Source organism: Micromonospora sp. LZ37, assembly GCF_059359015.1.
This window is the reverse complement of the sequence record NZ_JCADBL010000018.1, coordinates 52,830-78,088: the sequence shown is the minus strand read 5'-3', so window position 1 is coordinate 78,088 and position 25,259 is coordinate 52,830. Positions and strand designations below refer to the sequence as shown.

Below are 25,259 nucleotides of genomic sequence, written 5' to 3'. Positions count from 1 at the left end.
CGCCAAACCCTCAACTGGCAGAATCCCGCCCAAGCACTCCACAAGTACCTCGTTGCAACAGCCACCTGAAACCGCCCCGCCTGGACACCGCGACTCGCCGCAAACCCCGCGGGCGGGTGGGGTGGTCAGGCGATGGTGGCGTGCATCTCCCAGACCAGGATCTCCGCCGGCTCGGCGGCGGTGACCCGCCGGCCGCCGGTCAGGGTGAGCCGGGCGGCGTCACCCTCGTCGAGCCGGCCCGCCTCCTCCAGGGTGACCGCGCCGGTGGGCACGTAGAGGTGCACGAAGGGCGCGTCGGGCAGGGTCACCTCCTCGCCGGGAGCGAGTCGGGCGGCGTGCAGGGTGGCGTACCGGTTGCGGATCCGGATCGCCGACGCGCCGTCGTACCGGTCCATGCCGGAGGCGACCGGGACCAGACCGCCACGCAGCAGCTCGTCGCCGATCTCCAGCTGCTCGTACCCGGGGTCGACGCCCTCGGTGTCGGGCAGCACCCACATCTGCACGAAGTGGACGGGATCGGTGTGCGGGTCGCGGCCGTCCAGCCGCCACGAGTCGTTCTTCTCCGAGTGCAGGATGCCGGTGCCGGCGCTCATCCGCTGGGCCAGCCCAGGGTAGATCACGCCGGAGTGGCCGGTGGAGTCCTGGTGCACCAGGGAGCCGCGCAGCACCCAGGTCACGATCTCCATGTCCTGGTGCGGGTGGGTCTCGAAGCCGGTGCCGGGGTGGACCACGTCGTCGTTGTTGACCAGCAGCAGCCCGTGGTGGACGTTGGCCGGGTCGTAGTGCCGGGAGAACGAGAATGAGTGCTTGGAGTCCAGCCAGGACAGCCGGGTCTTGAAGCGGTCGCCGGCCCGGCGTACGTCCACCGCCGGCATCGGCTCGACGGCGGTCACCAGGCACGCTGCCCGGTGTCGTTGGGCGCCCAGGTCAGCGCGGGCTCCCCGGTGGAGAGCTCGGCGATCTCGCCGGAGCGGACCGTCGGGGTGTGCCCGAACTCGGCGCAGTGCTGCTCGGCGATCTCCGCGCAGATGTGCGCCACCTGCTCGCAGATCGGGCTGCCCAGGTCCGCCGCGTTCAACGCCATGATCATCTTGTACCGAAGATCCCGCATCCCCACCCCCGCGCCGGGCGCATCCCCCACGGCGCGCCCCGCCCCGATCCTAGGCGCAAACGCCCGGCCGCCTTCCGGGTTCACGCAGTTGTGGTGAGCGGCCCTCACCCCTCGCCGGGTCGGTACGCCACGCGCTCGGCCGCCCACCGGTGGGCGGAGACGACGACGCCGCCGCGCAACGGCGGCGGCGTCGTCGGGGGCGTCACCAGAAGCGGCGACGCTTGGCCTGCTGCGGGCGCAACATGTCGGCGCCCTTGGCGAGCAGTCGGCTCACGCCGGTCGGGCCACGACGGGCTTCCAGCGTGTGGCTGAGCCGTCGCGCGCCGGCCGCCGCGAGCGGCACGGCGACCGCCATGACCGCCCACTGAGCGATGCGCTTCTGAATCATGTGGGTTCACCTCCGCGTCTGAGCTGCTACCGGTGGTGGTACCCACGGCACGGGGCGGCTAAGCGTGACCGGGCACCGGCGGCGCGACCGGGTTCGGCAGGGCGCCGCCGAAGCGGCGGTCCCGCTGCGCGTACAGCTCACAGGCGTACCAGAGGTGCCGCCGGTCGAAGTCCGGCCAGAGGGTGTCGAGGAAGACCAGCTCGGCGTACGCGGTCTGCCACAGCAGGAAGTTGGAGATCCGCTCCTCGCCGGACGGGCGGAGGAAGAGGTCCACCTCCGGGATCTCCGGGTGGTAGAGGTACTTCGCCACGGTCTTCTCGTTGACCTTGGCCGGGTCGAGCCGCCCGGCCGCCACGTCCCGGGCGATCGCGGCGGCGGCGTCCGCGATCTCCGCCTGCCCGCCGTAGTTGACGCAGAACTGGAGGGTCAGCGTCGAGTTGCCCCGGGACATCTCCTCGGCGGTCTGCAACTCGGAGATGACGCTCTTCCAGAGCCGGCCGGCCCGCCCCGACCAGACCACCCGCACCCCCAGGTCGACCAGCTGGTCGCGGCGGCGGCGGATGACGTCGCGGTTGAAGCCCATCAGGAACCGGACCTCGTCGGGCGAGCGCCGCCAGTTCTCGGTGGAGAACGCGTACGCCGACAGGTAGGGCACGCCCAGCTCGATCGCGCCCTCGATGGTGTCGAAGAGGCTGTGCTCTCCCTGCTCGTGACCCTTGGTGCGGGGCAGGCCGCGCTCCTTGGCCCACCGGCCGTTGCCGTCCATCACCACCGCGATGTGCTTCGGCAGCGCCTCGGCGGGCAGCGCCGGCGGTCGGGCCCCGGACGGGTGCGGTGTCGGGGGCACCGGCTCGCGGCGGCCGGCCCTCATCGATCGGATCACTCGGTCATCTCCCTGCTCACGCCGTCCACACCGGCCCCCGCGGCGCGCGGCGGCGGGGCCGCATCGGCCGCGCCACCGCCCGGTGCCGGGCCCGCGCCGGAGACCGGGGCACCCCGGTCGACCAGCGGCAGCGAGCGTAGCGCGCGCTCCAGGTGCCACTGCAGGTGCGCCGCGACCAGGCCGCTGCACTCCCGGCGTACGCCGGTCTCGCTGCCGTCGGCGACCTGCCAGTCGCCGGTGGTCAGCGCGGACATCAGGTCAATGGTGGCCGGCGCGGGATGGGCCGCGCCGGGCGGCCGGCAGTCCGGGCAGACCGCGCCCCCGGCCGGTACGGAGAACGCCCGGTGCCGCCCGGGGGTGCCGCAGACCGCGCAGGCGGTCAGCGCCGGTGCCCACCCGGCCAGGGCCATCCCCCGCAGCAGGTACGCGTCGAGCACCAGCGTGGTGGCGTGCTCGCCCCGCGAGAGGGCCTTGAGCGCCCCGAGGGTGAGCTGGAACAGGCGCAGCGAGGGCTCCCGCTCGACGGGGGTGAGCCGTTCGGCGGTCTCGGCGATCGCGCTGGCCGCGGTGTAGCGCGGGTAGTCGCCGAGGAACCGCTTGCCGTACAGGTCGATCCCCTCGACCTGGCTGACGGTGTGCAGCGAGCTGCCCTGGTTGCCCTTCGGGTCGCCGGCGAGCTGGAGGTCGACGTGGCCGAACGGCTCCAGCCGGGCGCCGAACTTGCTGGTGGTGCGCCGGATGCCCCGGGCCACCGCGCGCAGCCGGCCGTGCCGGCGGGTCAGCAGGGTGATGATCCGGTCGGACTCCCCCAGCTTCTGCACACGCAGGACCACCGCGTCGTCGCGGTAGAGCTGTCGGCGGTACCCGGCCATCGGGCCATTCTCCCTCGGGGTGGGAAATCAGGGTCGGTTCGGGGTGGACCGGCGTCGCGTCCCGGATGTGCGGCCGGGCCGCCCGGTCGTAGCGTGCTGACCATGGCTCTCCCCCGCACCGCGGTCGCGTTCGGCGCGGCCGCCGCCCTCATCCTCGCCGCCGGGTGCGACACCCTCTCCTTCCGACGGCTCGACTTCGACACCACCGAGGCCGTGAAGATCGGCACGATCACGGTACGGCCCGGTGCGGGGGACGTGGTGGTGCGGGCCACCGGCCCCGCCGCGGAGGTACGGATCAAGCGGGTGCTGCGCTACCAGGGCGGCCAGCCCGACACCACGTACCAGGTCAAGGGCGACGAGCTGGTCCTGGACACCGACTGCGGCGACCGGTGCTCGGTGTCGTACGAGGTGACCGCCCCGGCGGGGGTCCGGGTGCGGGGCGAGACCGGCTCCGGTGACGTCGAGCTGAGCCGGGTCGGCAGCGTCGACCTCACCCTCGGCGCGGGCAACCTGCGGATCGCCGACGCCACCGGCCCGGTACGCGCCGAGACCGGCTCCGGCAACATGGAGGTGGCGGACGTGCCCGGCCCGGTGGACCTGCGCGCCTCGTCCGGCGACATCACCGCGCTCCGGCTCGGGGGTCAGGTCTCCGCCGAGACCAGCTCCGGCAACGTCACGGTCGAGCTCGACAGGCCGGCCTCGGCGCGGGCGCGCGCCGCCAGCGGCGACGTCGAGCTGTCGGTGCCCGCCGGTCGCTACCGGGTGCGCTCCAGCGCCGGCTCGGGCGAGACGCAGATCGGCGTCCTGGACGACCCGGGCGCCCCGCTGCTGCTGGACGTGAGCACGGGCAGCGGGAACGTCACCGTGGCCCAGCGCTGATCTCCACCGTGGTGGTCTCCGGCGAGCGCCGCGCGGGGACGACGGCGGCGGCCCGGACGGTCAGCCCGGCGGGGGCGGGGCTGACCGGGACGCTGTCCGGCCGGGGGGTGGCCGGGCGGCGTTCGCCGGGGACCAGTTCGGGCCGGCGGCGGGCGGCCACGTCCTCCACCCAACCGACCAGCAGGGTCACCACGCCGGCCAGGGCGAAGACCAGCACCACCCGGACCGCCAGGCCGACCGGGTCCCGCGGGGACCAGCCGACCAGTCCGACGAGCGGGGTGAGCGCCACCACGAAGGGCATGTGCCAGAGGTAGACGGTGAGCGCCCGCCGGTTGACCACGGTCACCAGGCGGCCGAAGAGCGCGTTGCGGTCCACCCAGGCGGCGGTCGCCGGGGCCCGGCCGATCACCACGAGGATGACCGCCGCCGACCAGAGCGCGTTGCCGAGGGGGATGTCGTTCAGGTCGTACCCGCGCGGCCCGGGGTGGGTGAGGATCCAGCCCAGCCCGGCCCCGCCGAGCAGCAGCGCCGCCGGGACGAGTGTCCGGTTGGCGAGCCGGCGCAGCAGGCCGTCGTGGTGGGCGAAGCCCAGCAGCCAGGCGCCGAGGTAGAGGCCGAAATGGCGCGGCACGGTGCCGGCGGTCGGCAGCAGGCCGACCTCGATCGCGGCGAGCAGCGCGTACGGGGCCACCAGGGTGGGCAGCGGGGCGCGCCGGAACAACCAGAGCGCCACCGGCGAGACCAGCACGAACCACAGGTAGTCCCGCAGGTACCAGATCGGGCTCAGCGCCAGCGCCCCCCAGTGGTTGGCCGGTGGGTCGGCGACCGGGAAGAGCCAGAGCAGCACCTTGGCTGTCGGCGCCAGCCCGGTCAGCAGCATGGCCGGTACGAAGATCGCCGCCACCACCCACAGGGAGGGCAGCAGGCGGCGCAGGCGACGCGGCACCGCCGACGTCCCGGCCCGGTCGAGGGAGGCCGCCATCAGCGACCCGGCGAGGGCGAACATGATCGACATGGCCGGGAAGACCAGCGTCAGCGCGGCGGATCCGGTGACGTGGTAGACCACCACCCGGACGATGGCCAGGAAGCGGAGCAGGTCGAGGTATCGGTTACGCATCAGGCAGCATCTGTGTCAGGGGCAGGGAGGCAGACGCTCCCTACCCTCCGACCCGACGCGGTGAAACCGCCGACGGCCCCGCACCGGCGTGAAACTTCCCATAGCCGGGCGGGACCGGCGCCCGGGCGGGCGCCGGTCCCCCGGTCTCAGAAGCCGAGCTTGCGCAGCTGCTTCGGGTCCCGCTGCCAGTCCTTCGCCACCCGTACGTGCAGGTCCAGGTAGACCCGGCTGCCGAGGAGCTCCTCGATCTGCTGCCGCGCCCGGGTGCCGACGTCCTTGAGCCGGCTGGCCCGGTGACCGAGCACGATCGCCTTCTGGCTGGGCCGCTCGACGTACAGGTCGGCGTAGATCTTGATGATCTGGCCCTCGGGGAGCATCTCCTCCACCACCACGGCGATGGAGTGCGGCAGCTCGTCCCGGACCCCCTCCAGGGCCGCCTCGCGGATCAGCTCGGCGACCATCACCTGCTCCGGGTCGTCGGTGAGCATGTCGTCCGGGTAGAGCTGCGGCGACGGCGGCAGGTAGCCGGTCATCACGTCGACCAGGGTGTCCACCTGGTGCCCGGAGACCGCGCTGACCGGCACCACGGCGGCGAACTCGCCCAGCTCGCTGACGGCGAGCAACTGCTCGGCCAGCCGCTTCTTGTCGACCAGGTCGGTCTTGGTCACCACGGCGAGCACGGTCGCCTTCAGCTCGGCCAGCTCGCCGCTGATGAACCGGTCACCGCGCCCGACCGGCTCGTCGGCCGGGATGCAGAGGCCGATCACGTCCACCTCGCTCCAGGTGGCGCGGACCAGGTCGTTGAGGCGCTCGCCGAGCAGGGTGCGGGGACGGTGCAGGCCGGGGGTGTCGACCAGGACCAGCTGCGAGTCGGGGCGGTGGAGCACCGCCCGGATGACGTGCCGGGTGGTCTGCGGCTTGTTCGAGGTGATCGCGATCTTCTGCCCGATGATCGCGTTGGTCAGCGTCGACTTGCCCGCGTTGGGCCGCCCGACGAAACAGGCGAATCCCGCCCGGTAGGGACGCTGCGCCACATCCGACACGCTCACTCCACCACCGTGCCGAGGACGGTGCCGTCCGGCGCGGCCACGTGGATCGGCGCGTCGGCGGCGAGGTCGCGGACCGCCGCGTGCCCCGCGCCGTCCAGCGTCGACGCCTCGGTGACCACCACGGCCGCCTCCAGCCGGCTCGCGCCCGCCGCCACGGCGGAGGCGACCGCGAGCTGGAGCGCGGTGATGGTCAGCGAGGGCAGCGAGACACTCGCCGCGGCGTACGTCCGGCCGTCCTGGTCGCGGACCGCCGCGCCCTCCACGGCCGCCACCCGGGCGCGGGCGCCCCGGGCCAGGACGACCAGCTTGCCGTCCTCGGCGCTCAGCTCGGCCGGGTCGGACGGGGTGGGCCGGGCGGCCGGCACGGCGGATGTCTCAGGCATCGGCGGGTTGCCTCTCCTCTGTTCGGGTCTGGTTGTCACGGGGCTCGGCGGCCCCGTCCGGCGCGTCGGTCGACTCCACCCGGCTGACCAGCACGGTGTCTATCCGGTTGCGCCGGCCGGTGGTGCCCTCGGCGAGCAGTCGCAGCCCGGCCACCTCGGCGTGGGCGCCGGGGATCGGCACCCGGCCCAGGGACTGGGCCAGCAGGCCACCGACCGTCTCCACCTCGTCGGTGGGGAGGTCGGTGTCGAACAGCTCGCCCAGGTTCTCCACCGGAAGCCGGGCGGTGACCCGCACGGAGCCGTCCGTCAGGTGCTCGACCGGCGGGCGTTCGACATCGTACTCGTCGGTGATCTCACCGACGATCTCCTCCAGGATGTCCTCGATGGTGACCAGGCCGCCGGTGCCGCCGTACTCGTCGACGACGATGACCAGGTGGTTGCGGGCGGCCTGCATCTCCGAGAGCAGGTCGTCGACCGGCTTGGACTCGGGCACGAAGGTCGCCGGGCGCATCAGCTCGGCGACCGGGAGCTGGTGGTCGCGCGGATCCCCACCGCGGGTACGCCGGATCAGGTCCTTGAGGTAGAGCACGCCGAGCACGTCGTCGACGCTCTCGCCGATCACCGGGATGCGGGAGAAACCCGAGCGCAGGAAGAGCGTCAGCGCCTGGGCGAGCGTCTTGCCCTCCTCTATCCACACCATCTCGGTACGCGGCACCATCACCTCGCGGGCGATGGTGTCGCCGAGGGCGAAGACCGAGTGGATCATCTGGCGCTCGCCGTGCTCCACCACGCCGCGCTGCTCGGCCAGGTCGACCAGCTCCCGCAGCTCGACCTGGCTGGCGAACGGCCCCTCCCGGAAACCGCGTCCCGGGGTGACCGCGTTGCCGATCAGGATCAGCAGCGAGGCGAGCGGGTTGAGCGCCCGGCCGAGCCACCGCACCAGCGGGGCCACCGCCCGGCCCACCGCGTACGCGTGCTGCCGGCCGATGGTGCGCGGCGCGACACCGACCACGACGAAGCTGACCACCGTCATCGCCCCGGCGGTGATCAGCGCGGCGCGCCAGCCGGCGCCGAAGGTGTCCACCGCGACCAGGGCCACCAGGGTGGTGGCGGTCAGCTCGGCCAGCAGCCGGAGCAGGAGCAGCAGGTTGAGGTGGCGGACCACGTCACCGGCGACGACCTGGAGGGTACGGGCGCCGCGCACCCCGTCCCGGGCCAGTTCGGCGGCCCGGGCGGGGGAGATGGCGGCGAGCGCCGCCTCGGTCATCGCGATGAGGCCGGCGAGCACCACCAGCCCCGCCGCGAAGAAGATCAGCTGGACGTCGGGAAGGCCGGCGGCGGCAGCCGCCTGGGTGGTCATCACCGGGACCGGGTCGACCGCCAGCTGGCCAGCAGTCGGGCCTGGAGCCCGAACATCTCGCGCTCCTCCTCCGGCTCGGCGTGGTCGTACCCGAGCAGGTGCAGCACGCCGTGCACGGTGAGCAGGTGCAGCTCGTCGGCGGCGGAGTGGCCGGCGGCCGCCGCCTGCTTGGCCGCCACCTCCGGGCAGAGCACGATGTCACCGAGCAGCGCGGGCTCGCCGCCGGCCGGGGCGCTCTCCCCCGGGCCGTGGTCGACGCTGCCCTCGTCCATGGGGAAGGCGAGCACGTCGGTCGGACCGTCCCCACCCATCCAGCGGTGGTTCAGCTCCGTCATGTAGTCGATGTCGACCAGCAGCACGGAGAGCTCGGCGAGGGGGTTGACCCCCATCTCGTCGAGGGCGTGCCGGGCCACGGCGAGCACGGCGTCGGTGTCTACCTCGACACCGGACTCGTTGGCGATCTCGATGGACAACTGTCTTCCTCTGGTCTAGCGGCGCCGGCCGGCCCGGCCGCCCTGGGCGGTCCGCCCCGGTACGGCGTGCACGCTCTGCGCCTGCTGGTTCTCCCGCTCGGCGTCCCAGCGGGCGTACGCGTCGACGATCTCCCCGACCAGCTTGTGCCGGACCACGTCCGAGCTGGAGAGCTGGGCGAAGTGCACGTCCTCGACGTTCTCCAGGATGTCCCGGACCACCCGCAGGCCGCTGGTCGTGCCGCCCGGCAGGTCCACCTGGGTGACGTCACCGGTCACCACGATCTTCGAGCTGAAGCCGAGGCGGGTGAGGAACATCTTCATCTGTTCGGGCGTGGTGTTCTGCGCCTCGTCCAGGATGATGAACGCGTCGTTCAAGGTACGCCCCCGCATGTACGCCAGCGGCGCCACCTCGATCGTGCCGGCGGCCATCAGCTTCGGGATGGACTCCGGGTCGAGCATGTCGTGCAGCGCGTCGTAGAGCGGACGCAGGTACGGGTCGATCTTCTCGTTGAGGGTGCCGGGCAGGAAGCCCAGCCGTTCCCCCGCCTCGACCGCCGGCCGGGTGAGGATGATCCGGTTGACCTGCTTGGCCTGGAGCGCCTGGACGGCCTTCGCCATGGCCAGGTAGGTCTTGCCGGTACCGGCGGGGCCGATGCCGAAGACGATGGTGTGCGTGTCGATCGCGTCGACGTAGCGCTTCTGCCCGAGCGTCTTGGGACGGATGGTGCGCCCGCGCCGGCTGAGGATGTTGAGGGTGAGGACCTCGGCGGGCCGCTCCGCGCCGCCCTGCTCGAGCATGCCGACGGTACGCCGGACAGCGTCAGTGGTCAGGGTCTCGCCTTTCTCGATCAGTTCGAGCAGTTCGCTGAAGACGCGCTCGGCGAGAGCGTTGTCCGCGGGCGCGCCGGTGATGGTGATCTCGTTGCCGCGCACGTGCACGTCGCTGTTGACCGAGCGTTCGACGAGTCGCAGGATCTCGTCGCCCGCGCCGAGCAGATTCACCATGATCTTGGCGTCGGGAACCGTGATCCTGGTCTGCACGCGGGGCGGGCCGGGAGGTGGGGTGCCGGTCATAGGTCGGGCCCGTCGGGCCCTCAGCCACCTGCTTCCGATCTCGGCGCCGGCCCTGCTGGCGCGGCGTGCGGACGTTACACCCATCGTATCCGTTCGACACCGACGGCACCGCGTCCATTTCAGCGACCCGCGCCCGCCCCCGAACGCGGGGGCGGGCGCGGACGGGACGCCACGGCCCGAACCTCTCGGAACGCTCAGCCGGCGCGGAAGTCGTACCGGTCGAAGGTCTCCTGGCGCCGGGTGAACCGGTAGGTGGCCCAGTGCATCCGCACCACGGCGCCGTCGGCGTCCCGGGTCAGCCGGAGCAGCTCGCCGACCTCCCGGCCGGAGACGGTGCGGAACACGTCCGGGGAGTCGGGCAGCGGCGCGAAGACCGCCGGGGGCTTCCCCGCCGGGTCGTCGGCGCCCCGGGCCCGCAGCGCCCCGTCGTGCCAGGAGAAGACGTACTCGAAACCCTCGCCCCACCAGCGGCCGAGCATCCCGCGCAGCGGCCCGGGCGCCGGCTCGCCGGGACGCCAGGGCGTGATGTCGGCCGGGTCGTGCTCGGCGGCGGCGGCGAGCAGCCGGTGCGGCAGGTCGAAGATCTCCGCCGCGGTGCCGGACGAGCCGAGCACCGCGCAGCCCATCGCCCCGGCCGTGCCGTCGCCGCCCCGCCGGCCGTAGACGGAGGCGAGGAAGCCCGGCATGGCGCCGTCGTGCCCGACGTGCACCACCCGGTCCGGGTACGGCACCAGGATCAGGCCCAGCCCGAAGCCGGCCGCCCAGACGGTCTCGTCGGTGCTGGTCAGCGGCCAGCGCATCTCGTCCAGTGTGGTCGGGGCGAGCACCACGCCGGTCGGGTCGAGCGCGACCGGGTCGGCCAGGAACGCCGCCCACCGGGCCATGTCGGTGGCGGTGCTCCAGAGCTGGGCCGCCGGGCCGACCGCGCCGAAGTCGGTCGGCGGCTCCGGGTGCGCCTCGTCTGAGTACGCGTCGACCAGGAATCCGGTCGCGGCGTCCGGCCCGGGGGCGACGGCGGTGTCGGCCAGCCCCAACGGGTCGAGCACCCGCTCGGTGAGCACCTCCGCCCAGCTGCCGCCGCGCAGCTCGGCGACGAGCCGGCCGAGCAGCGCCATGCCGAGGTTGGAGTAGTGGTAGCGACGACCGGTGGGCAGCACCCGCTCCGCCCGGGCCAGGTCGGCGACCAGCTCGTCGACGTCCGGGGCGCGCAGGGTGTCCCAGACGTCACCGTGCGGTTCCCGTTGCAGTCCGGCGGTGTGCGACAGCAGCCGGCGCACGGTCAGCTCGCCGTGGGCGGGCAGCTCCAGGTGGCGGCCGATCGGGTCGTCCAGGTCGAGCAGGCCGTCGTCGCGGCACTGCATCACCAAAGTGGCGGTGAAGGTCTTGGTGACCGAGCCGATCCGGAACCGGGTCCGCTCCCCCAGCGCGGTGTCGGTGCCGGTGCCGCCGACCACGCAGCTCCACAGCGGCCGGTCGGCCCGGTGCAGGGCGACGGCGAGGGCCGGCACCCGGGCCTGCGCCTGGACCCGCCGCACCATCCGGGCCAGCCGGTCCTGCGCAGCGGTCACCCGAGGTCCCGGGCCAGCATCGGGCCGAGGGGCGCGCCGCCGAGCAGGTGTGCGTGGACGTGGAAGACCTCCTGGCCGCCGTACGTCCCGGTGTTGAACATCAGCCGGAAGCCGTCGCCGAGCAGCCCCTCGTCCTCGGCCACCGCGGCGGCCGTGGCCAGCACCTCACCGGCGAGCGCCGGGTCGCCCTGGGCGAGCGTGGCCACGTCGGCGTAGTGCTCCTTGGGGATCACCAGGACGTGCACCGGCGCCTTCGGGCCGATGTCGCGGAAGGCGAGGGTGGTGTCGGTTTCCCGGACGATGGTCGCCGGGATCTCCCCGGCGACGATGCGGCAGAAGAGGCACTCCATCGGGGCAGTCTAAGGAAGCCACCCCGGTGGGGGCGCCCGGTGGGGAAAGGCCACTGTCGAACACGCGCGCCGGCTCCGGCAGGATGGCCGGCATGGCGGGTCGGGCGGTACTGGTGACGGGGGCCTCGCGCGGCATCGGCCGCGCGGTGGCGCGGGTGTTCGCGGCGGGCGGGGACCGGGTGGCGATCCACCACCGGGACTCGGCGGAGGCGGCCGAGGCGGTCCGCGCCGAACTGCCCGGCGACGGGCACGTGGTGGTCCGCGCCGACCTGACCGACCCGGCCGCGGTACGCGCCATGGTGGACCGGGCGGCCGACCGGCTCGACGGCCTGGACGTGCTGGTCAACAACGCCGGCGTCTACGGCGAGCGGGACGCCCCGCACCCGGTCTTCGGGGCCTCCTACGAGCAGTGGCAGCGGCAGTGGCGGCAGGTGCTGGAGACCAACCTGACCGGCGCCGGGAACGTCACCTGGTGCGCCGCGCAGCACATGCGGGACCGGGGCGGCCGGATCGTCAACGTCTCCTCCCGGGGCGCCTTCCGGGGCGAGCCGGAGCAGCCGGCGTACGGGGCGAGCAAGGCGGGGTTGAACGCGCTGGGCCAGTCCCTGGCCGTCGCCCTCGCGCCGTACGGCATCGCGGTGGCCACCGTGGCCCCCGGGTTCGTCGAGACCGAGATGACCGCCGCGCACCTCGACGGCGAGCGGGGCGCGGCGATCCGGGCGCAGAGCCCGTTCGGCCGGGTGGCCCGGCCCGAGGAGATCGCCGCCGCGGTGCACTGGCTCGCCTCCCCCGCCGCGCAGTGGGCCTCCGGCACGGTGGTCGACCTCAACGGCGCCTCCTACCTGCGGACCTGACGAGGGGAACCCGGGCCACCGGAGGTGGTAGAACGGGCCCACGGGGTAAAGGTCTCCGGCATGACCGAGACCACGCTGCTGGACCTCACCGCCGACTACCGGGTCGAGGACGATCACGACGACGACCCGGTGCTGCTCCGGCCGGACGGCAGCCCGGTCGACACCTGGCGCGAGGACTACCCGTACGACGAGCGGATGCCGCGCGAGGAGTACGACCACCACAAGCGGCTGCTCCAGATCGAGCTGCTGAAGCTCCAAGAGTGGATCAAGGAGTCCGGCGAGCGACTGGTGGTCGTCTTCGAGGGGCGGGACGCGGCCGGCAAGGGCGGCACCATCAAGCGCTTCATGGAGCACCTGAATCCGCGCGGCGCCAAGGTGGTCGCCCTGACCAAACCGAACGAGCGGGAATCCACCCAGTGGTACTTCCAGCGCTGGCTGGCGCACCTGCCGGCGGCCGGGGAGATCGTGCTGCTCGACCGGTCCTGGTACAACCGGGCCGGGGTGGAGCGGGTGATGGGCTTCTGCAGCCGCAAGGAGTATCTGGAGTTCCTGCGGCAGGCCCCCGAGCTGGAACGGATGCTGGTCCGCTCCGGCATCCGGCTGGTCAAGTTCTGGTTCTCGGTGTCCCGCAACGAGCAGCGCACCCGCTTCGCCGTCCGCCAGGTCGACCCGGTCCGGCAGTGGAAGCTCTCGCCGATGGACCTCGCCGCGCTGGACCGCTGGGACCAGTACACCGAGGCCAAGGAGGCGATGTTCTTCTGGACCGACACCGCCGACGCGCCGTGGACGGTGGTGAAGAGCAACGACAAGAAGCGGGCCCGGCTGGAGGCGATGCGGCACGTGCTCAACCGCTTCGACTACACCGACAAGGACCCCCGGGTGGTCGGAACACCGGACCCCCTGATCGTCGGCCCGGCCGGCCTGGACCTGACCCCCGAGGAGGACCCCGTCCCCGTCTTCCCCCGCCCCTGACCCCGCCCGGTGGCGGTGCGGGTCACCAGCGGGAGAGGCGGGTGGCCAGGACGGTCAGGGCGGCGACGCCGGCGGTGGAGGTGCGCAGCACGGTGGGGCCGAGGCGGACCGGGGTGGCGCCGGCATCGGTGAAGGCGGTCAGCTCGGCCGGGGCGATGCCGCCCTCGGGGCCGACCACGAGGACGATCTCCCCGGACTCCGGCAGCTCGACGCTGGTCAGCCGCTCCTGCGCCTCCTCGTGCAGCACGAACGCGGCGCGGGCCCCGGCGATCCGCCGCGCCACGGTGACGGTGGACTCGTCCGGGGCGCCGGCCACCACCGGCAGCCACGCCCGGCGGGCCTGCTTGGCCGCCTCCCGGGCGGTCGCCACCCACTTCTCCCGGGCCCGTACGCCCCGGTCGCCGCGCCACTGCGTCACCGAACGGGACGCCGCCCACGGCACGATCTCGTCCACCCCGACCTCGGTCATCGCCTGCACGGCCAGCTCGCCCCGGTCCCCCTTGGCGATGCCCTGCACCACGACCAGCCGGGGGACGTCCGCGTCGACGTACCCCCGGGAGCCGATCGCCAGGTCGAGGGTGCCCCGGCCGACGGCGGTGACCACCGCGCTCGCCGTGCCGCCCCGACCGTCGGCGAGCAGCAGCTCCTCGCCGACGCGCAGCCGTTGCACGGTGGCCGCGTGGTGCCCCTCCGGGCCGTCGAGGACCAGCGAGTCACCGGTGGGCAGCGCCTCGACCAGGAACAGCGGCGCGGACACCTCAGGCGTGCCCGTTGAAGGCGTCGCGCATCCGGGAGAAGAAGCCGCCCTGCTTGGTCAGCTCGGCGACCTCCTCGCCCCGGGTCTTGGCGAAGTCGCGGAGCATCTTCTCCTGGTCGGCGTCGAGCTTGGTCGGGGTCCGCACGTCCAGGTGGACGTAGAGGTCGCCCCGGCCGGTACCGCGCAGGTGCGGCACGCCCCGGGCGCGCAGCCGCAGCGTGCTGCCCGGCTGGGTGCCGGCCTTGACGTCGACCGTCTCCTCGCTGTCCAGCGTCTTGATGGTCAGCCGGGTGCCGAGCGCGGCGGCGGTCATCGGCACGGTGACCCGGCAGTGCAGGTCGTCGCCCTTGCGCGAGTAGACGTCGTGCGGCCGCTCGTGGATCTCCACGTAGAGGTCGCCGGCGGTGCCACCGCCCGGACCGACCTCGCCCTGCTGGGCCAGCCGGATCCGCATGCCGTCCTCGACCCCGGCGGGGATCTTGACGGTCAGCGAGCGGCGGGTGCGCACCCGGCCGTCGCCGGCGCAGGTCGGGCAGGGGTGCGGGATGGTCGTGCCGTAGCCCTGGCAGACCGTGCACGGGCGGGCGGAGACCACCTGACCGAGGAAGGTGCGCTGCACCGACTGGACCTCGCCCCGACCGCCGCACGCCTCGCAGGTGGCCAGGTGGGTGCCGGCCGCGGTGCCCGCGCCCGAGCAGGTGGTGCAGAGCACGGCGGTGTCGACGGTGATCGGCGCCTCGACGCCGAACGCGGTCTCGTGCAGGTCCAGCTCCAGCCGCAGGATCGCGTCCGCGCCCGGCCGGGTCCGCGGGCGCGGGCCCCGGGCCCCACCGCCGGCGCCGCCGAAGAACGCGTCCATGATGTCCTGGAAGCCGACGAACGGACCGGTTCCGCCCGGACCGCCCGGACCGCCGGCACCGCCGCCGCCCGGAGCGAGCGGGTCACCGCCCAGGTCGACGATCTGCCGTTTCCGGTCGTCCGAGAGGACCTCGTACGCGGCGTTGATGTCCTTGAACTTCTCCTGTGCCTCCGGGTCCGGATTGACGTCCGGGTGGAACTGCCGCGCCAGCTTGCGGTAGGCGCGCTTGATCTCGTCGTCGGAGGCCTCCCGGCTCACGCCGAGAATGCCGTAGTAGTCCCTGGCCACTGCGTTCGATGTCCTCATGTTCGTCTCGCGTTGCGCCGGTCGTCGGCCGGAGCCGGCCACCGGCCCCTGCCTTGGGTCAGTTCTGGGCCAGCAGCTCGCCCACGTAGCGTGCCACGGCCCTCACCGTGGCAATGGTGCCGGGGTAGTCCATCCGGGTGGGCCCCAGCACGCCGAGGCCGCCGACGATGGTCGCGCCCGGGCCGTACCCGGTGCTGACCACGGAGGCGGCGCGGAGGTTGTCGACCTCGTTCTCGTCGCCGATCAGCACCCGGGTCGTGCTCGGCTCGGTCTCGCCGATGAGCTTGAGCAGCACGACCTCCTCCTCGAGCGCCTCGAGGATGGGCCGCAGCGAGCCCTGGAAGTCGAGCAGGCCGCCCCGGGTGAGGTTGGCGGTGCCGGCCAGGGCGATGCGCTCCTCGTGCCGCTCGACCAGCGTCTCGAGCAGCACGGTGGAGAGGGTCGTCATGGCCCCGCGCAGGTGCGGCGCCGACTCGTCGACGAGGGCCTGGACCAGCGGCGGGGTGTCCGACAGCCGACTGCCGACCAGCTTCTCGTTGACCAGCCGGCGCAGGTCGGTGACGTCCTCGGCCGGGACCGGCGCGGGCAGCTCCACGAGCCGCTGCTCGACCCGGCCGGTGTCGGCGATCATCACCAGCATCAGCCGGGTGGTGGAGATCGGCACCAGTTCCAGGTGGCGCACCGAGGAGCGGGCCAGCGACGGGTACTGCACGACGGCGACCTGCCGGGTGAGCTGCGCCAGCAGCCGGACGGTGCGGTGCACCACGTCGTCCAGGTCGACCGCGCCGACCAGGAAGCGCTCGATCGCCCGGCGCTCGGCCGGGCTGAGCGGCTTGACCCGGGAGAGGCGGTCCACGAAGAGCCGGTAGCCGCGGTCGGTGGGCACCCGGCCGGCACTGGTGTGCGGCTGCCGGATGTAGCCCTCCTCCTCCAGCACGGCCATGTCGTTGCGGACCGTCGCCGGGGAGACCCCGAGCTGGTGCCGCTCGACCAGCGCCTTGCTGCCCACGGGCTCCTGCGTGGCGACGTAGTCCTCGACGATCGCGCGCAGCACGGCCAACTTGCGGTCGTCGAGACCCATCTCCCCACCTCCTGACGCACCATGGCCCGGGGTGTCTGGGACGCCCGGGCGAGCGCTCTGGCACTCGACTGTAGCGAGTGCCAGTCTACGTCGGCGCCCCCGCCGACGCGATGATCAGCGACGGACCATCCGGGCGGTCCCCCGCGCGCCCGCGCCCGCCCGGGCCGGACAGCCGGACATTCCCGGCCAGTGGCGCTCTGGTGCCCCCTTGCCGGCAGCCCCTACCGTGACGTTCATGACTGAACCACCTCGCCCTCCCGGCGCGGGGGACCCCGGCGACCGGCCGGACCCCACCGCACCCTACGGCTCGTCGTACGAGCCGCCCACCGCACCACTGTCCGGGGCACCGGGGGCGGGCGGCTATCCCCCGCCCGGCGGTTATCCGCCACCCCCCGGTGGCCAGCCGCCGTCGGGCGGCTACCCCCCGCCGGGCGGCTACTCCGCGCCCGGCGCCGGCTACCCGACCGGCGGCGCGTACGGCGCCCCGAGCGGCGGCTGGGCCAGCAACGAGGACAAGACCTGGGCGCTGATCGCGCACTTCGGCGGCGCCGTGGCGATGTTCGTCAGCGGCGGGGTGCTGGGCTGGCTCCCCCCGCTGGTCGCCATGCTGGCCCGGGGCAGCCAGTCGCCGACGGTGCGTCAGCACGCCGTGGCGGCGCTCAACTTCCAGCTGCTCTGGTCGATCATCGGCCTGGTCGGGTGGATCCTGAGCTGCATCCTGGTCGGGTTCCTCGCGGTCGGCGCCGCGGTCGTCCTGGGCGTGATCTTCGGCATCCTCGCCGGCGTCAAGGCCAACGAGGGGCAGCTCTACCGCTACCCGATGAGCATCAGCATGATCAAGTGAGCACCGGCCGGCCTTCGGGCCGGCCGGCCGCTCCGGCGGTCGAACCGCCGCGCCGCCACCCGCTCAGGGCAGCAGGTCGCGGACCACCGCGTCGGCCAGCAGCCGCCCGCGCAGGGTGAGCACGGCTCGCCCCGCCGCGTACTCGGCCGGGGCGAGCAGCCCGTCGGCGAGCGCCCGCCCGGCGCCCGCCCGGCCCGCGTCGTCCAGCGCCGCCAGCGGCAGCCCGGAGTCCAGCCGCAGCCGCAGCATGACGTCCTCCATGTGCGCCTCGTCCGCGGTCAGCAGCTCCCGGGCCAGGCCCGGTGACTCCCCGGCGGCCAGCCTCTTCGCGTACGCCGAGGGGTGCTTGACGTTCCACCAGCGCACCCCGCCGACGTGGCTGTGCGCCCCCGGGCCGAGGCCCCACCAGTCCGCGCCGGTCCAGTAGAGCAGGTTGTGCCGGCACCGGGCCGCCTCGGAGCGGGCCCAGTTCGACACCTCGTACCAGGAGAAACCGGCCGCGCCGAGGGCGGCCTCGGCGGCCAGGTAGCGGTCCGCCGCCACGTCGTCGGAGGGGTACGGCAGCTCGCCGCGGCGCATCCGGGCGGCCAGCCGGGTGCCGTCCTCCACGATCAGGGCGTACGCGCTGACGTGGTCCACCCCGGCGGCGATCACCTGGTCGAGGGAGGCGGCGAAGTCCTCGGCGCTCTCCCCCGGCGTGCCGTAGATCAGATCGAGGTTCACGTGGTCGAAGCCGGCGTCGCGCGCCTCCAGCGCGGCGGCGGTGGCCCGGCCGGCGCTGTGCCGGCGGTCGAGGATCGCCAGCACCCCCGGCGCGGCGGACTGCATGCCCAGCGAGATCCGGGTGTAGCCGGCCGCCCGCAGCGTCCTCAGCGACGCCGGGGTGACCGACTCGGGGTTGGCCTCGGTGGTCACCTCGGCGTCGGCGGCCAGCCCCCAGGTCCGGTCGATGCCGTCCAGGATCCGGGCCAGGTCGTCGGCGGGGAGCAGGGTCGGCGTGCCGCCGCCGACGAAGACGGTGTCGACCCGGCGCGGCGGGGTGTCGCCGAGCACCCGGGCGGCGAGCGCCAGCTCGGCCAGCACGGTGTCGGCGTACGACTCCCGGTCGGCGCCCCCGCCCAGCTCGGCGGCGGTGTAGGTGTTGAAGTCGCAGTAGCCGCAGCGGCTGGCGCAGAACGGCACGTGGACGTACACCCCGAAACCGCGCGCGCCGACCGCGCTCAGGGCGGCGGCGGGCAGCGACCCGTCGACGGGGACGGATTCGCCTTCTGGAAGGAGGCCGGGCATGGCCACTAGTGTGCCCGGCATGACCTCTCCCGACCGCCTCGTGCGGGTCTCCACGGCCCGTGGGGTGACCACGCTCACCCTGGACAGCCCGCACAACCGCAACGCGCTCTCCACCGCCCTGATGACCGAGCTGCTGGCCGGGATCGCCGCGGCGGTCGCCGACGACGCCGTCCGGGCGATCGTGCTGGACCACACCGGCCCGGTCTTCTGCTCCGGCGCGGACCTGAAGGAGACCGCGGCGGCGTACGCCAGCGGCACCGTGCCGGCGGGGATGCTCGGCGACGTGCTGGTGGCGGTCCGGGAGTGCCCGAAGCCGGTGCTGGCGAAGGTCGGCGGGCCGGCCCGGGCCGGTGGGCTGGGACTGATCGCGGCGGCGGACCTGGCGGTCTGCGCCGAGGAGGCCACCTTCGCCTTCACCGAGGTCCGCATCGGCGTCATCCCGGCGGTCATCTCGGCCACCGTGCTGCCCCGGCTGCACCCCCGGGCCGCCGCCGAGCTCTACCTGACCGGCGACACCTTCGACGGCCGGCGGGCCGCCGAGGTCGGCCTGGTGACCGCGGCGGTGCCGGCGGACGGGCTGGACGCGGCGGTGGAGCGCTACTGCGCCTCGCTGGTACGGGGGGCGCCGCGGGCGCTCGCCGGCGCGAAGGAGCTGCTGCGCCGACCGCCCGCCGACGACCTGCACGCGGAGATCGCCGAGCTGTCGGCGCTCTCCACCGGCTACTTCCTCTCCGAGGAGGGCCGCGAGGGGGTCCTCGCCTTCCGGGAAAAGAGGCCGGCGCGATGGGTGCCCGCTGCCGACGGTGGCCCGGCCGAGGGCTAGGAGTCTCACCGCAACGCGGCGGTTGGCGCTGATTTGTTCGTATCATCCCGAGAACGCGAACCGGTCGGCCGACCCGACTCGCCTTTTCGGAGACGTACGCTGGGGAACCCTGAAACAGGAGGTGCCGGTGCGAACTCGGGCAATTGTGGCAGCGGGTGTTGTGGTCGCGGTCATCGCCGTTCTCGGGATCTGGGTCGTCGCCCGTCAACTCGGCGGACAGCTCCGCCTCCCCACCGCCGGCCGCAGCTGCACCGTCCAGGCCGACGGCCGGGTCCTGCTCGACGCCGACCAGATGGCCAACGCGGCGACCATCGCGGCGATCGGCATCCAGCGGCGGATGCCCGAGCGGGCGGTGGTGGTGGCGCTGGCCACCGCGTACCAGGAGTCCGGGCTGCGCAACCTCGCCGGCGGTGACCGGGACTCGGTCGGGCTCTTCCAGCAGCGCCCCAGCCAGGGTTGGGGCACGCCGGCGGAGATCCGCGACCAGCGGTACGCGGCCAACCGGTTCTACGCCGCGCTCAAGAAGGTGCGCGGCTGGGAGCAGATGCGGGTCACCGACGCCGCCCAGGCGGTGCAGCGCTCCGCCTTCCCCACCGCGTACCAGAAGTGGGCCGACGAGTCGGAGGTGCTGACCCGCGCCCTGCTCGGCGAGGCGACCGGGGCGGTGGCCTGCACGGTCGGCCGGACGCCGGTGATGCGGGGCGCGGCGGCCGCCGCCGCCCTGACCCGCGGACTGACCCTGGACTGGGGCCTTCAGGGCACCGGCTCGGTGGCCGAGCTGACCGGTCTGACCGTGCCCGCCCCCGATCGCCGCGACGGCTGGCGGTACGCGCACTGGCTGGTGTCGCACGCCCCCGACCACGGGGTGAAGCGGGTCCGCTTCGGCAACCTGGAGTGGACCGCCGACGAGGGCACCTGGGCCAAGGTCTCCGACGGCCGGCCCGCCGACGCGCAGGTGCTCGCGGAGGTCTTCGCCGAGGGCTGACCGCCCGACCGGGATCCGCCAGCGCCCGCCCGGGCGGGCGCTGGCGAGCCGGCTCAGCGGGAGCCGGCGAGCCGGCGGCGGACCTTGTCGAGGAGGGGCTCGGGCAGCTCCGGCACGTCCAGGAGCCGGGGCAGCAGCTCCGGTTCGAGGCTCGTCGCCCGGAACACCTCACCGATGGTCACCCCGTGCGCCGGGCGGTCCAGCACCTCGACCGGGTCACCCGCGCCGACCTCGCCCTCCCGCAGCACCCGCAGGTACGCCCCCGGGGCCGCCCGGGCGGTGAACCGCTTGATCAGGTCGGGCACCCCCCAGAAGCCGGCGAAGGTGGTGCACGGGGTACGGGGCTTGGTCACCTGGAGCACCGCGGAACCGACCGCCCACTGCTCGCCGATCACCGCGCCGGTCACGTCCACCGCCCAGGTGGTCAGGTTCTCGCCGAAGCCGCCGGGCCGGATGCCCCGGCCCAGCTCGTCGGCCCACCACTGGGCGTCCTCCTCGGCGTAGGCGTAGACCGCCTGGTCGGGACCGCCGTGGTGGGCGCGCTCGCCGATGAAGTCCCCGGCGACACCGTCCACGCGCAGCAGCACCGGGCCGTCGACCGGCCGCTTGTCGATGCCGCTGCGGCCGCTCGCGTCGCCCGCCCACTCCGCCTCGGTCACCACGCCGAGGTTCACCGCCGCCACCCTGCCCGTCATGGCGGTCAGCCTAGTCGCCGCGCAGGGCGTCGGCGTCCTGTGGATCTTGCGGCGGGCTCGCGGTGCGGGCCCCGCCGCCGGCGTCGACGCGGGACCCTCGCCGCGCCTCAGCCCTTGACGGCGCCGGCCACCAGACCGGAGACCATCCGGCGCTGCACCAGCAGGAAGAAGATGATCACCGGCAGGGTGAACAGCGTCGAGGCCGCCATCACCGGCCCCCAGGCGGTGTCGTCCCGCCCGAAGAAGAAGGTCATCGCCACCGGCAGGGTGTACCGGTCCTGGTCGTTGACGAAGGTCAACGCGAAGATGAGCTCGTTCCAGGCGGTGATGAACGAGAAGATGCTCGTCGCCACCAGGCCGGGCGCGACCAGCGGGAAGAGGATCCGCCGGAAGGTCTGGGCGCGGCTGGCCCCGTCGATCGCGGCCGCCTCCTCCAGCTCCTTGGGCACGGCGGCGACGAAGCCGCGCAGCATCCAGACCGCGAAGGGCAGGGAGAAGCCCAGGTAGGTCAGGATCAGGCTGGGCAGGGTGTTGTACAGGCCGAGCCGCTGGATCATCAGGAAGAGCGGGATGACCAGCGCCTCCAGCGGAATCATCTGCACCACCAGCAGCATGATCAGGAAGCTGGTCCGCAGCCGGAACCGGAACCGGGCCACCGCGGTGGCGGCCAGCAGCGCCACCAGGCCGCTGAGCAGCACCGTGCTCACCGCGACGAGGACGCTGTTGAGGAAGAAGTCGGCGAAGGTCACGCCGGGGATCAGGTTGCCGGTGAGGATCTCCCGGTAGTGCGCCAGGGTCGGCTCCGCCGGCACCGGGCGGGGTGTCGCCGAGAAGATCTCCTGGTTCGGCTTCAGCGACGTGGCGATCATCCAGTAGACCGGGAACGCCGCGAAGAGGGCCACCAGCAGGCCCGCGCCGTTGAGGGCGATCTTCTTCACGACTCGTCCTCCTGTTTGAGCACCATGCGGACGTAGAGACCGGTCACCACCAGCAGGATGAGCGTGAGGATGACCGCGATGGCCGAGCCCACGCCGTACTTGGGGGGCGGCGAGAAGGCCTCGGCGTACGAGTAGATGGAGAGCATGAACGTCGGCCGGTCCTGGGTGCCGCCGGCCAGCACGAACTGCTGGGTGAAGACCTTGAAGTCCCAGATCGTGGAGAGCACGATCAGGATCCCGAAGACCGGCCGGAGCAGCGGGAAGGTGATCCGCCAGAAGACCTTCCACGGGCCGGCCCCGTCGACCCGGGCCGCCTCGTGCAGTTCGCTCGGCACGCTCTTGAGCCCGGCGAGCACGCTCACCGCGATGAACGGGAACGAGTGCCAGACCACCACCAGGGTGAGGATGGCGAAGAAGAGCAGCGGCGAGTTGAACCAGCCGTACCCGGTCCAGTCGCTGCGCCCGAAGAGCGCGGTCGACAGCCCGTCCGGTAGCGCGTTGAACAGCCAGGTGACCAGGCCGCTGGTGTCGTCGAAGATCCACTTCCAGACGATCGTGCCGGTGAGCGCGGGGGTGGCCCAGGCGAGCATCACGCAGCTGGCGACGAAGGTGGCCATCTTCCGGCCCAACCGGTTGAGCAGCAGCCCGACCAGGGTGCCCAGGATCATCGTCAGCACCACGTTCGCCGCGGCGAAGAGCACCGTGTTGCGCAGCACCGTACGGAAGAACGGATCGCCGAGGATCTGGGTGTAGTTGGCCAGCCCCACCCACGGCCACTCGCGGTCGCCGCGCAACTGCCGGACGCTGTCCAGCTTGTAGAACGACATCGCCACCACCTGGCCGAGCGGCCAGAGCAGCAGCACCCCGATGACCAGCAGGCACGGCAGCAGGAGCAGGTACGGAAGGCGGTCCACGCGGGACCGCCGCCGCGCGGGGGTCTCCCGCGCGGCGGCCGTCCCGGTGGCCTTGGTCAGGGTGCTCACTTGGCGTTGAGAATGCTTTCCATCTCGGCCGCCGCGTCGGCGGTGGCCTGCTCGACCGTCTTCTGACCCTTGATGACCGAGCTGTTCATCGCCTGGGTCACCGTCTTGGTGCGGCTGACCTCCACCCACTTCGGAGTCAGCGGGGTGACCTTGGTGTTCTGCAGGGTGGTGGCGAACGCCGCCATGATCTTGTCGTTGGCGTACTCGCCGCCGCTGACCAGGTCGGAGTAGACCGGGAAGAAGTTCAGGCTGCTGGCGAAGGTCTTGGCGTTCTTCTTGTTCAGCAGGACGGTGAGGTAGTCCCACGCCAGGTCCTGCTTCTTGCTGTCCTTCCACAGGGCGATGTCCGAGCCTCCGGCGAAGGCCGGGGCCGGCTTGCCGTCCGGGCCGGGGATGGGGAAGGTGCCCCAGACCTTCTCGATGTCGGGGTTGTCCTTCTTGATGGCGCCGCCCTGCCAGCTGCCGGCGAAGGCCATCGCGGCCTTGCCGGTGGCGAACTGGGTGCGGGCGTCGATCTCGTTCCAGCCGGCGGCGGCCGGCGGGGCGACCTTGTGCACGGTGACCATGTCGGTCCAGAACTTGACCGCCTTCTGCGCCTCCGGGCTGGTGTAGCCGGACTTCCAGGTGCCGCCCTGGTTGGTGGCGATCTCGCCGCCGGCGCCCCAGAGGAACGAGTAGAAGGGCAGCTCGGAGTTGCCCGGCAGCGCGATGCCGTAGGTGCCCGGCTTCTTGGCCTGCACGGCCTTGGCGGCGGCGACCAGTTCCTCCCAGTTCGTCGGCGTCTTCACGCCGGCCTCGGCGAACCAGTCGGTGCGGTAGTAGATGCCGCGGACGCCGGCGTACCAGGGGACGCCGTACTGCTTGCCGTCGAGCTGGGCGTTCTTCACCAGGTCCGGCAGGATGTCCTTGCTCTCCGCCCAGCCGGACATCTTCTGCGTGACGTCGGCGAGCGCCTCCTGGGCCGCCCAGCCCTGGGTCTCGGTGTTGCCCAGCTCGGTGACGTCCGGGCCCTCACCGCCGGCGAGCGCCGCCTGGAACTTCTTCGGCGCCTCCAGCCAGGGGATGTACTGGACCACCACGTCGGTGTCGGGGTGCTTCTGCCGGAACTCGGTCTCGACGCCGTCGAGGAACTTCGTCTGGGCGTCGCTCCCCTCGCCCATCATCCAGACCGTCAGCTTGCTCTTGTCGGCGGCTTCGTCGTCGCCGGAGCCACCGCACCCGGTGAGCACCATCGCGGCCGAGGCCACGACGGCGGTGACCGGGGCCAGCCGCTTCCACCTGTTCACGCCATATCTCCCTCGCGCCCGTCTGGCACTAACCTTCTCTGCCGCACCCTAGTAGGAAAAATTCCTTTACGACAGGGGGGCGTCGGGGCGAGGCGACCGTATCGCAGCCGAGGGCGCGTGGCGCGGGGACGGCGGAGCCGGTGAGCAGCGCTCGGGGCGGACACGAGCGGGCGCCCGACCCCTGAGGGTCGGACGCCCGCGGGAAGCGAGTTGGCGCGAACTACCGGTGGGTGACGCTGCGGCGACGACCCACCCCGGCCACCAGGGCCACGGCGATGGCCGCGAGCACGACCTGGACCAGCAGCTCGCCCCAGTCGATACCGGCGGTCTCGGTGGCGATGCCCACCGCCCGGGCGAGGACGGTACCGAGCAGCGCGGCGCCGACGCCGATCAGCATGTGCAGCCAGATCGGCATGTTCTGGCGGCCCGGCACGACCAGGCGGCCCAGAGCGCCGACGATGAGACCAACGACGATGGCGGTGATGATGCCCCAGACGGTGAGCTCCACGACCGTCCTCCTTCAGGTAGGTATGTCACACGATGTGTGGTTGCTGTCGTGATCGATAGATTCCCGTACCCGGGAAGGTCCAAACCGACTTCGGGAACGATCGGGGATACTCCTCCCAACCGCCCGGAGCGGGGCGGACGCGAGCGGGCGCCCGCCCCCCGAGGGGAACGAGCGCCCGCTGAGCGTGCGGTGCGGCGATTACCGGTGGGTGACGCTGCGGCGACGACCCACACCGGCCACCAGGGCCACGGCGATGGCCGCGAGCACGACCTGGACCAGCAGCTCGCCCCAGTCGATACCGGCGGTCTCGGTGGCGATGCCCACCGCCCGGGCGAGGACGGTACCGAGCAGCGCGGCGCCGACGCCGATCAGCATGTGCAGCCAGATCGGCATGTTCTGGCGGCCCGGCACGACCAGGCGGCCCAGAGCGCCGACGATGAGACCAACAACGATGGCGGTGATGATGCCCCAAACGGTGAGCTCCACGGTCGCCCTCCTCCTCAAGATGAGTCACACGATGTGTGTGGTTCCTGTCGTGACCGGTAGATGCCCGAACCGCCGAAAATCCAAACCG

The 25,259-nt window shown here is 73.0% G+C and carries 29 protein-coding genes; 6 read left to right on the top strand and 23 right to left on the bottom strand.

Annotated features, from left to right (window positions below; all coding sequences use genetic code 11):
- Positions 1-125 precede the first annotated feature (125 nt).
- The 5 genes from AC5L3Z_RS28400 to recO all read right to left on the bottom strand — a co-directional run bounded on the left by AC5L3Z_RS28400 (position 126) and on the right by recO (position 3,254).
- On the bottom strand, positions 126-893 hold the full coding sequence (locus AC5L3Z_RS28400) for a pirin family protein (protein WP_334528054.1): 768 nt from the start codon (positions 891-893) through the stop codon (positions 126-128).
- Positions 890-1,111: a thioredoxin reductase gene (locus AC5L3Z_RS28395; RefSeq protein WP_494846316.1), complete on the bottom strand. Its 222-nt coding sequence runs from the start codon at positions 1,109-1,111 to the stop codon at positions 890-892. Before AC5L3Z_RS28395 ends, AC5L3Z_RS28400 begins: the two co-directional genes overlap by 4 nt.
- A 202-nt stretch (positions 1,112-1,313) precedes the next feature.
- A complete protein-coding gene (locus AC5L3Z_RS28390) occupies positions 1,314-1,499 on the bottom strand; it encodes a hypothetical protein (protein ID WP_334528036.1) in 186 nt (61 codons plus the stop codon).
- A 58-nt stretch (positions 1,500-1,557) separates the two neighbouring features.
- The gene (locus AC5L3Z_RS28385; protein ID WP_334528048.1) at positions 1,558-2,370 is read right to left on the bottom strand and encodes an isoprenyl transferase; all 813 of its coding nucleotides are present in this window, start codon (positions 2,368-2,370) and stop codon (positions 1,558-1,560) included.
- Positions 2,371-2,378: 8 nt separating this feature from the next.
- On the bottom strand, positions 2,379-3,254 hold the full coding sequence (gene recO, locus AC5L3Z_RS28380; protein ID WP_494846314.1) for a DNA repair protein RecO: 876 nt from the start codon (positions 3,252-3,254) through the stop codon (positions 2,379-2,381).
- 102 nt (positions 3,255-3,356) lie between these two features.
- On the opposite strand from recO, the gene AC5L3Z_RS28375 reads away from it, so the two are divergent.
- Positions 3,357-4,133 (top strand): DUF4097 family beta strand repeat-containing protein, encoded by a 777-nt coding sequence (locus tag AC5L3Z_RS28375; protein ID WP_494846313.1) that lies wholly within the window; start codon positions 3,357-3,359, stop codon positions 4,131-4,133.
- Here the strand turns inward: AC5L3Z_RS28375 and AC5L3Z_RS28370 are convergent.
- The 8 genes from AC5L3Z_RS28370 to AC5L3Z_RS28335 form a co-directional block, all read right to left on the bottom strand.
- On the bottom strand, positions 4,114-5,250 hold the full coding sequence (locus AC5L3Z_RS28370) for an acyltransferase family protein (protein WP_494846311.1): 1,137 nt from the start codon (positions 5,248-5,250) through the stop codon (positions 4,114-4,116). The genes AC5L3Z_RS28375 and AC5L3Z_RS28370 overlap by 20 nt on opposite strands.
- A gap of 146 nt (positions 5,251-5,396) precedes the next feature.
- Positions 5,397-6,293, bottom strand: a complete 897-nt coding sequence (era, locus tag AC5L3Z_RS28365; protein WP_494846323.1) for a GTPase Era — start codon at positions 6,291-6,293, stop codon at positions 5,397-5,399.
- 2 nt (positions 6,294-6,295) lie between these two features.
- On the bottom strand, positions 6,296-6,682 hold the full coding sequence (locus tag AC5L3Z_RS28360) for a cytidine deaminase-like protein (protein ID WP_494846310.1): 387 nt from the start codon (positions 6,680-6,682) through the stop codon (positions 6,296-6,298).
- A complete protein-coding gene (locus tag AC5L3Z_RS28355) occupies positions 6,675-8,066 on the bottom strand; it encodes a hemolysin family protein (RefSeq protein WP_494846321.1) in 1,392 nt (463 codons plus the stop codon). Before AC5L3Z_RS28355 ends, AC5L3Z_RS28360 begins: the two co-directional genes overlap by 8 nt.
- Positions 8,042-8,515 carry an rRNA maturation RNase YbeY gene (gene ybeY / locus AC5L3Z_RS28350; protein ID WP_334528018.1) on the bottom strand — a complete coding sequence of 158 codons (474 nt, stop codon included), beginning with the start codon at positions 8,513-8,515 and terminating at the stop codon, positions 8,042-8,044. Before ybeY ends, AC5L3Z_RS28355 begins: the two co-directional genes overlap by 25 nt.
- 15 nt (positions 8,516-8,530) lie before the next feature.
- Entirely contained in the window at positions 8,531-9,589 is a 1,059-nt protein-coding gene (locus tag AC5L3Z_RS28345; RefSeq protein ID WP_334528015.1) for a PhoH family protein, read from the bottom strand.
- A gap of 194 nt (positions 9,590-9,783) precedes the next feature.
- The gene (locus AC5L3Z_RS28340) at positions 9,784-11,157 is read right to left on the bottom strand and encodes a serine hydrolase domain-containing protein (protein WP_494846308.1); all 1,374 of its coding nucleotides are present in this window, start codon (positions 11,155-11,157) and stop codon (positions 9,784-9,786) included.
- Positions 11,154-11,507, bottom strand: a complete 354-nt coding sequence (locus AC5L3Z_RS28335; RefSeq protein WP_494846307.1) for a histidine triad nucleotide-binding protein — start codon at positions 11,505-11,507, stop codon at positions 11,154-11,156. The genes AC5L3Z_RS28340 and AC5L3Z_RS28335 overlap by 4 nt, the downstream gene beginning before the upstream one ends.
- A gap of 92 nt (positions 11,508-11,599) precedes the next feature.
- On the opposite strand from AC5L3Z_RS28335, the gene AC5L3Z_RS28330 reads away from it, so the two are divergent.
- Together AC5L3Z_RS28330 and ppk2 are read left to right on the top strand one after the other, a co-directional pair.
- Positions 11,600-12,361 carry an SDR family NAD(P)-dependent oxidoreductase gene (locus tag AC5L3Z_RS28330; protein ID WP_494846306.1) on the top strand — a complete coding sequence of 254 codons (762 nt, stop codon included), beginning with the start codon at positions 11,600-11,602 and terminating at the stop codon, positions 12,359-12,361.
- A 60-nt stretch (positions 12,362-12,421) separates the two neighbouring features.
- Positions 12,422-13,333 (top strand): polyphosphate kinase 2, encoded by a 912-nt coding sequence (gene ppk2 / locus AC5L3Z_RS28325; protein ID WP_334528004.1) that lies wholly within the window; start codon positions 12,422-12,424, stop codon positions 13,331-13,333.
- Positions 13,334-13,355: 22 nt separating this feature from the next.
- Here the strand turns inward: ppk2 and AC5L3Z_RS28320 are convergent, their stop codons facing one another.
- The 3 genes from AC5L3Z_RS28320 to hrcA all read right to left on the bottom strand — a co-directional run bounded on the left by AC5L3Z_RS28320 (position 13,356) and on the right by hrcA (position 16,336).
- Positions 13,356-14,090 carry a 16S rRNA (uracil(1498)-N(3))-methyltransferase gene (locus tag AC5L3Z_RS28320; protein WP_494846304.1) on the bottom strand — a complete coding sequence of 245 codons (735 nt, stop codon included), beginning with the start codon at positions 14,088-14,090 and terminating at the stop codon, positions 13,356-13,358.
- Position 14,091: 1 nt separating this feature from the next.
- Positions 14,092-15,237, bottom strand: coding sequence for a molecular chaperone DnaJ (gene dnaJ, locus AC5L3Z_RS28315; protein WP_334528043.1), 1,146 nt, complete (start codon positions 15,235-15,237; stop codon positions 14,092-14,094).
- 76 nt (positions 15,238-15,313) lie between these two features.
- The gene (gene hrcA / locus AC5L3Z_RS28310) at positions 15,314-16,336 is read right to left on the bottom strand and encodes a heat-inducible transcriptional repressor HrcA (protein WP_334527999.1); all 1,023 of its coding nucleotides are present in this window, start codon (positions 16,334-16,336) and stop codon (positions 15,314-15,316) included.
- 235 nt (positions 16,337-16,571) lie between these two features.
- On the opposite strand from hrcA, the gene AC5L3Z_RS28305 reads away from it, so the two are divergent.
- Positions 16,572-17,180 carry a DUF4870 domain-containing protein gene (locus tag AC5L3Z_RS28305; protein WP_334527996.1) on the top strand — a complete coding sequence of 203 codons (609 nt, stop codon included), beginning with the start codon at positions 16,572-16,574 and terminating at the stop codon, positions 17,178-17,180.
- A 63-nt stretch (positions 17,181-17,243) separates the two neighbouring features.
- Here AC5L3Z_RS28305 and hemW read toward each other — a convergent pair whose 3' ends face one another.
- Complete coding sequence (gene hemW, locus AC5L3Z_RS28300; protein ID WP_494846320.1) at positions 17,244-18,467, bottom strand: radical SAM family heme chaperone HemW; 1,224 nt, start codon at positions 18,465-18,467, stop codon at positions 17,244-17,246.
- Positions 18,468-18,486: 19 nt separating this feature from the next.
- Between hemW and AC5L3Z_RS28295 the strand changes: the two genes are divergently transcribed.
- Together AC5L3Z_RS28295 and AC5L3Z_RS28290 are read left to right on the top strand one after the other, a co-directional pair.
- A complete protein-coding gene (locus AC5L3Z_RS28295) occupies positions 18,487-19,290 on the top strand; it encodes an enoyl-CoA hydratase-related protein (RefSeq protein WP_494846303.1) in 804 nt (267 codons plus the stop codon).
- Positions 19,291-19,411: 121 nt separating this feature from the next.
- Positions 19,412-20,275 (top strand): hypothetical protein, encoded by an 864-nt coding sequence (locus tag AC5L3Z_RS28290; protein ID WP_494846302.1) that lies wholly within the window; start codon positions 19,412-19,414, stop codon positions 20,273-20,275.
- Positions 20,276-20,328: 53 nt separating this feature from the next.
- On the opposite strand, the gene AC5L3Z_RS28285 is transcribed toward AC5L3Z_RS28290, so the two are convergent.
- The 6 genes from AC5L3Z_RS28285 to AC5L3Z_RS28260 form a co-directional block, all read right to left on the bottom strand.
- Positions 20,329-20,970, bottom strand: coding sequence for an MOSC domain-containing protein (locus AC5L3Z_RS28285; protein WP_494846300.1), 642 nt, complete (start codon positions 20,968-20,970; stop codon positions 20,329-20,331).
- A 107-nt stretch (positions 20,971-21,077) separates the two neighbouring features.
- Positions 21,078-21,908, bottom strand: a complete 831-nt coding sequence (locus AC5L3Z_RS28280) for a carbohydrate ABC transporter permease (RefSeq protein ID WP_334527987.1) — start codon at positions 21,906-21,908, stop codon at positions 21,078-21,080.
- Positions 21,905-22,891 carry a carbohydrate ABC transporter permease gene (locus tag AC5L3Z_RS28275; protein ID WP_494846299.1) on the bottom strand — a complete coding sequence of 329 codons (987 nt, stop codon included), beginning with the start codon at positions 22,889-22,891 and terminating at the stop codon, positions 21,905-21,907. The genes AC5L3Z_RS28280 and AC5L3Z_RS28275 overlap by 4 nt, the downstream gene beginning before the upstream one ends.
- Positions 22,888-24,177, bottom strand: coding sequence for a sugar ABC transporter substrate-binding protein (locus tag AC5L3Z_RS28270; RefSeq protein WP_494846298.1), 1,290 nt, complete (start codon positions 24,175-24,177; stop codon positions 22,888-22,890). Before AC5L3Z_RS28270 ends, AC5L3Z_RS28275 begins: the two co-directional genes overlap by 4 nt.
- 220 nt (positions 24,178-24,397) lie before the next feature.
- The gene (locus AC5L3Z_RS28265) at positions 24,398-24,685 is read right to left on the bottom strand and encodes a GlsB/YeaQ/YmgE family stress response membrane protein (RefSeq protein WP_494846297.1); all 288 of its coding nucleotides are present in this window, start codon (positions 24,683-24,685) and stop codon (positions 24,398-24,400) included.
- Positions 24,686-24,883: 198 nt separating this feature from the next.
- On the bottom strand, positions 24,884-25,171 hold the full coding sequence (locus tag AC5L3Z_RS28260) for a GlsB/YeaQ/YmgE family stress response membrane protein (protein ID WP_494846297.1): 288 nt from the start codon (positions 25,169-25,171) through the stop codon (positions 24,884-24,886).
- Positions 25,172-25,259: the final 88 nt, after the last annotated feature.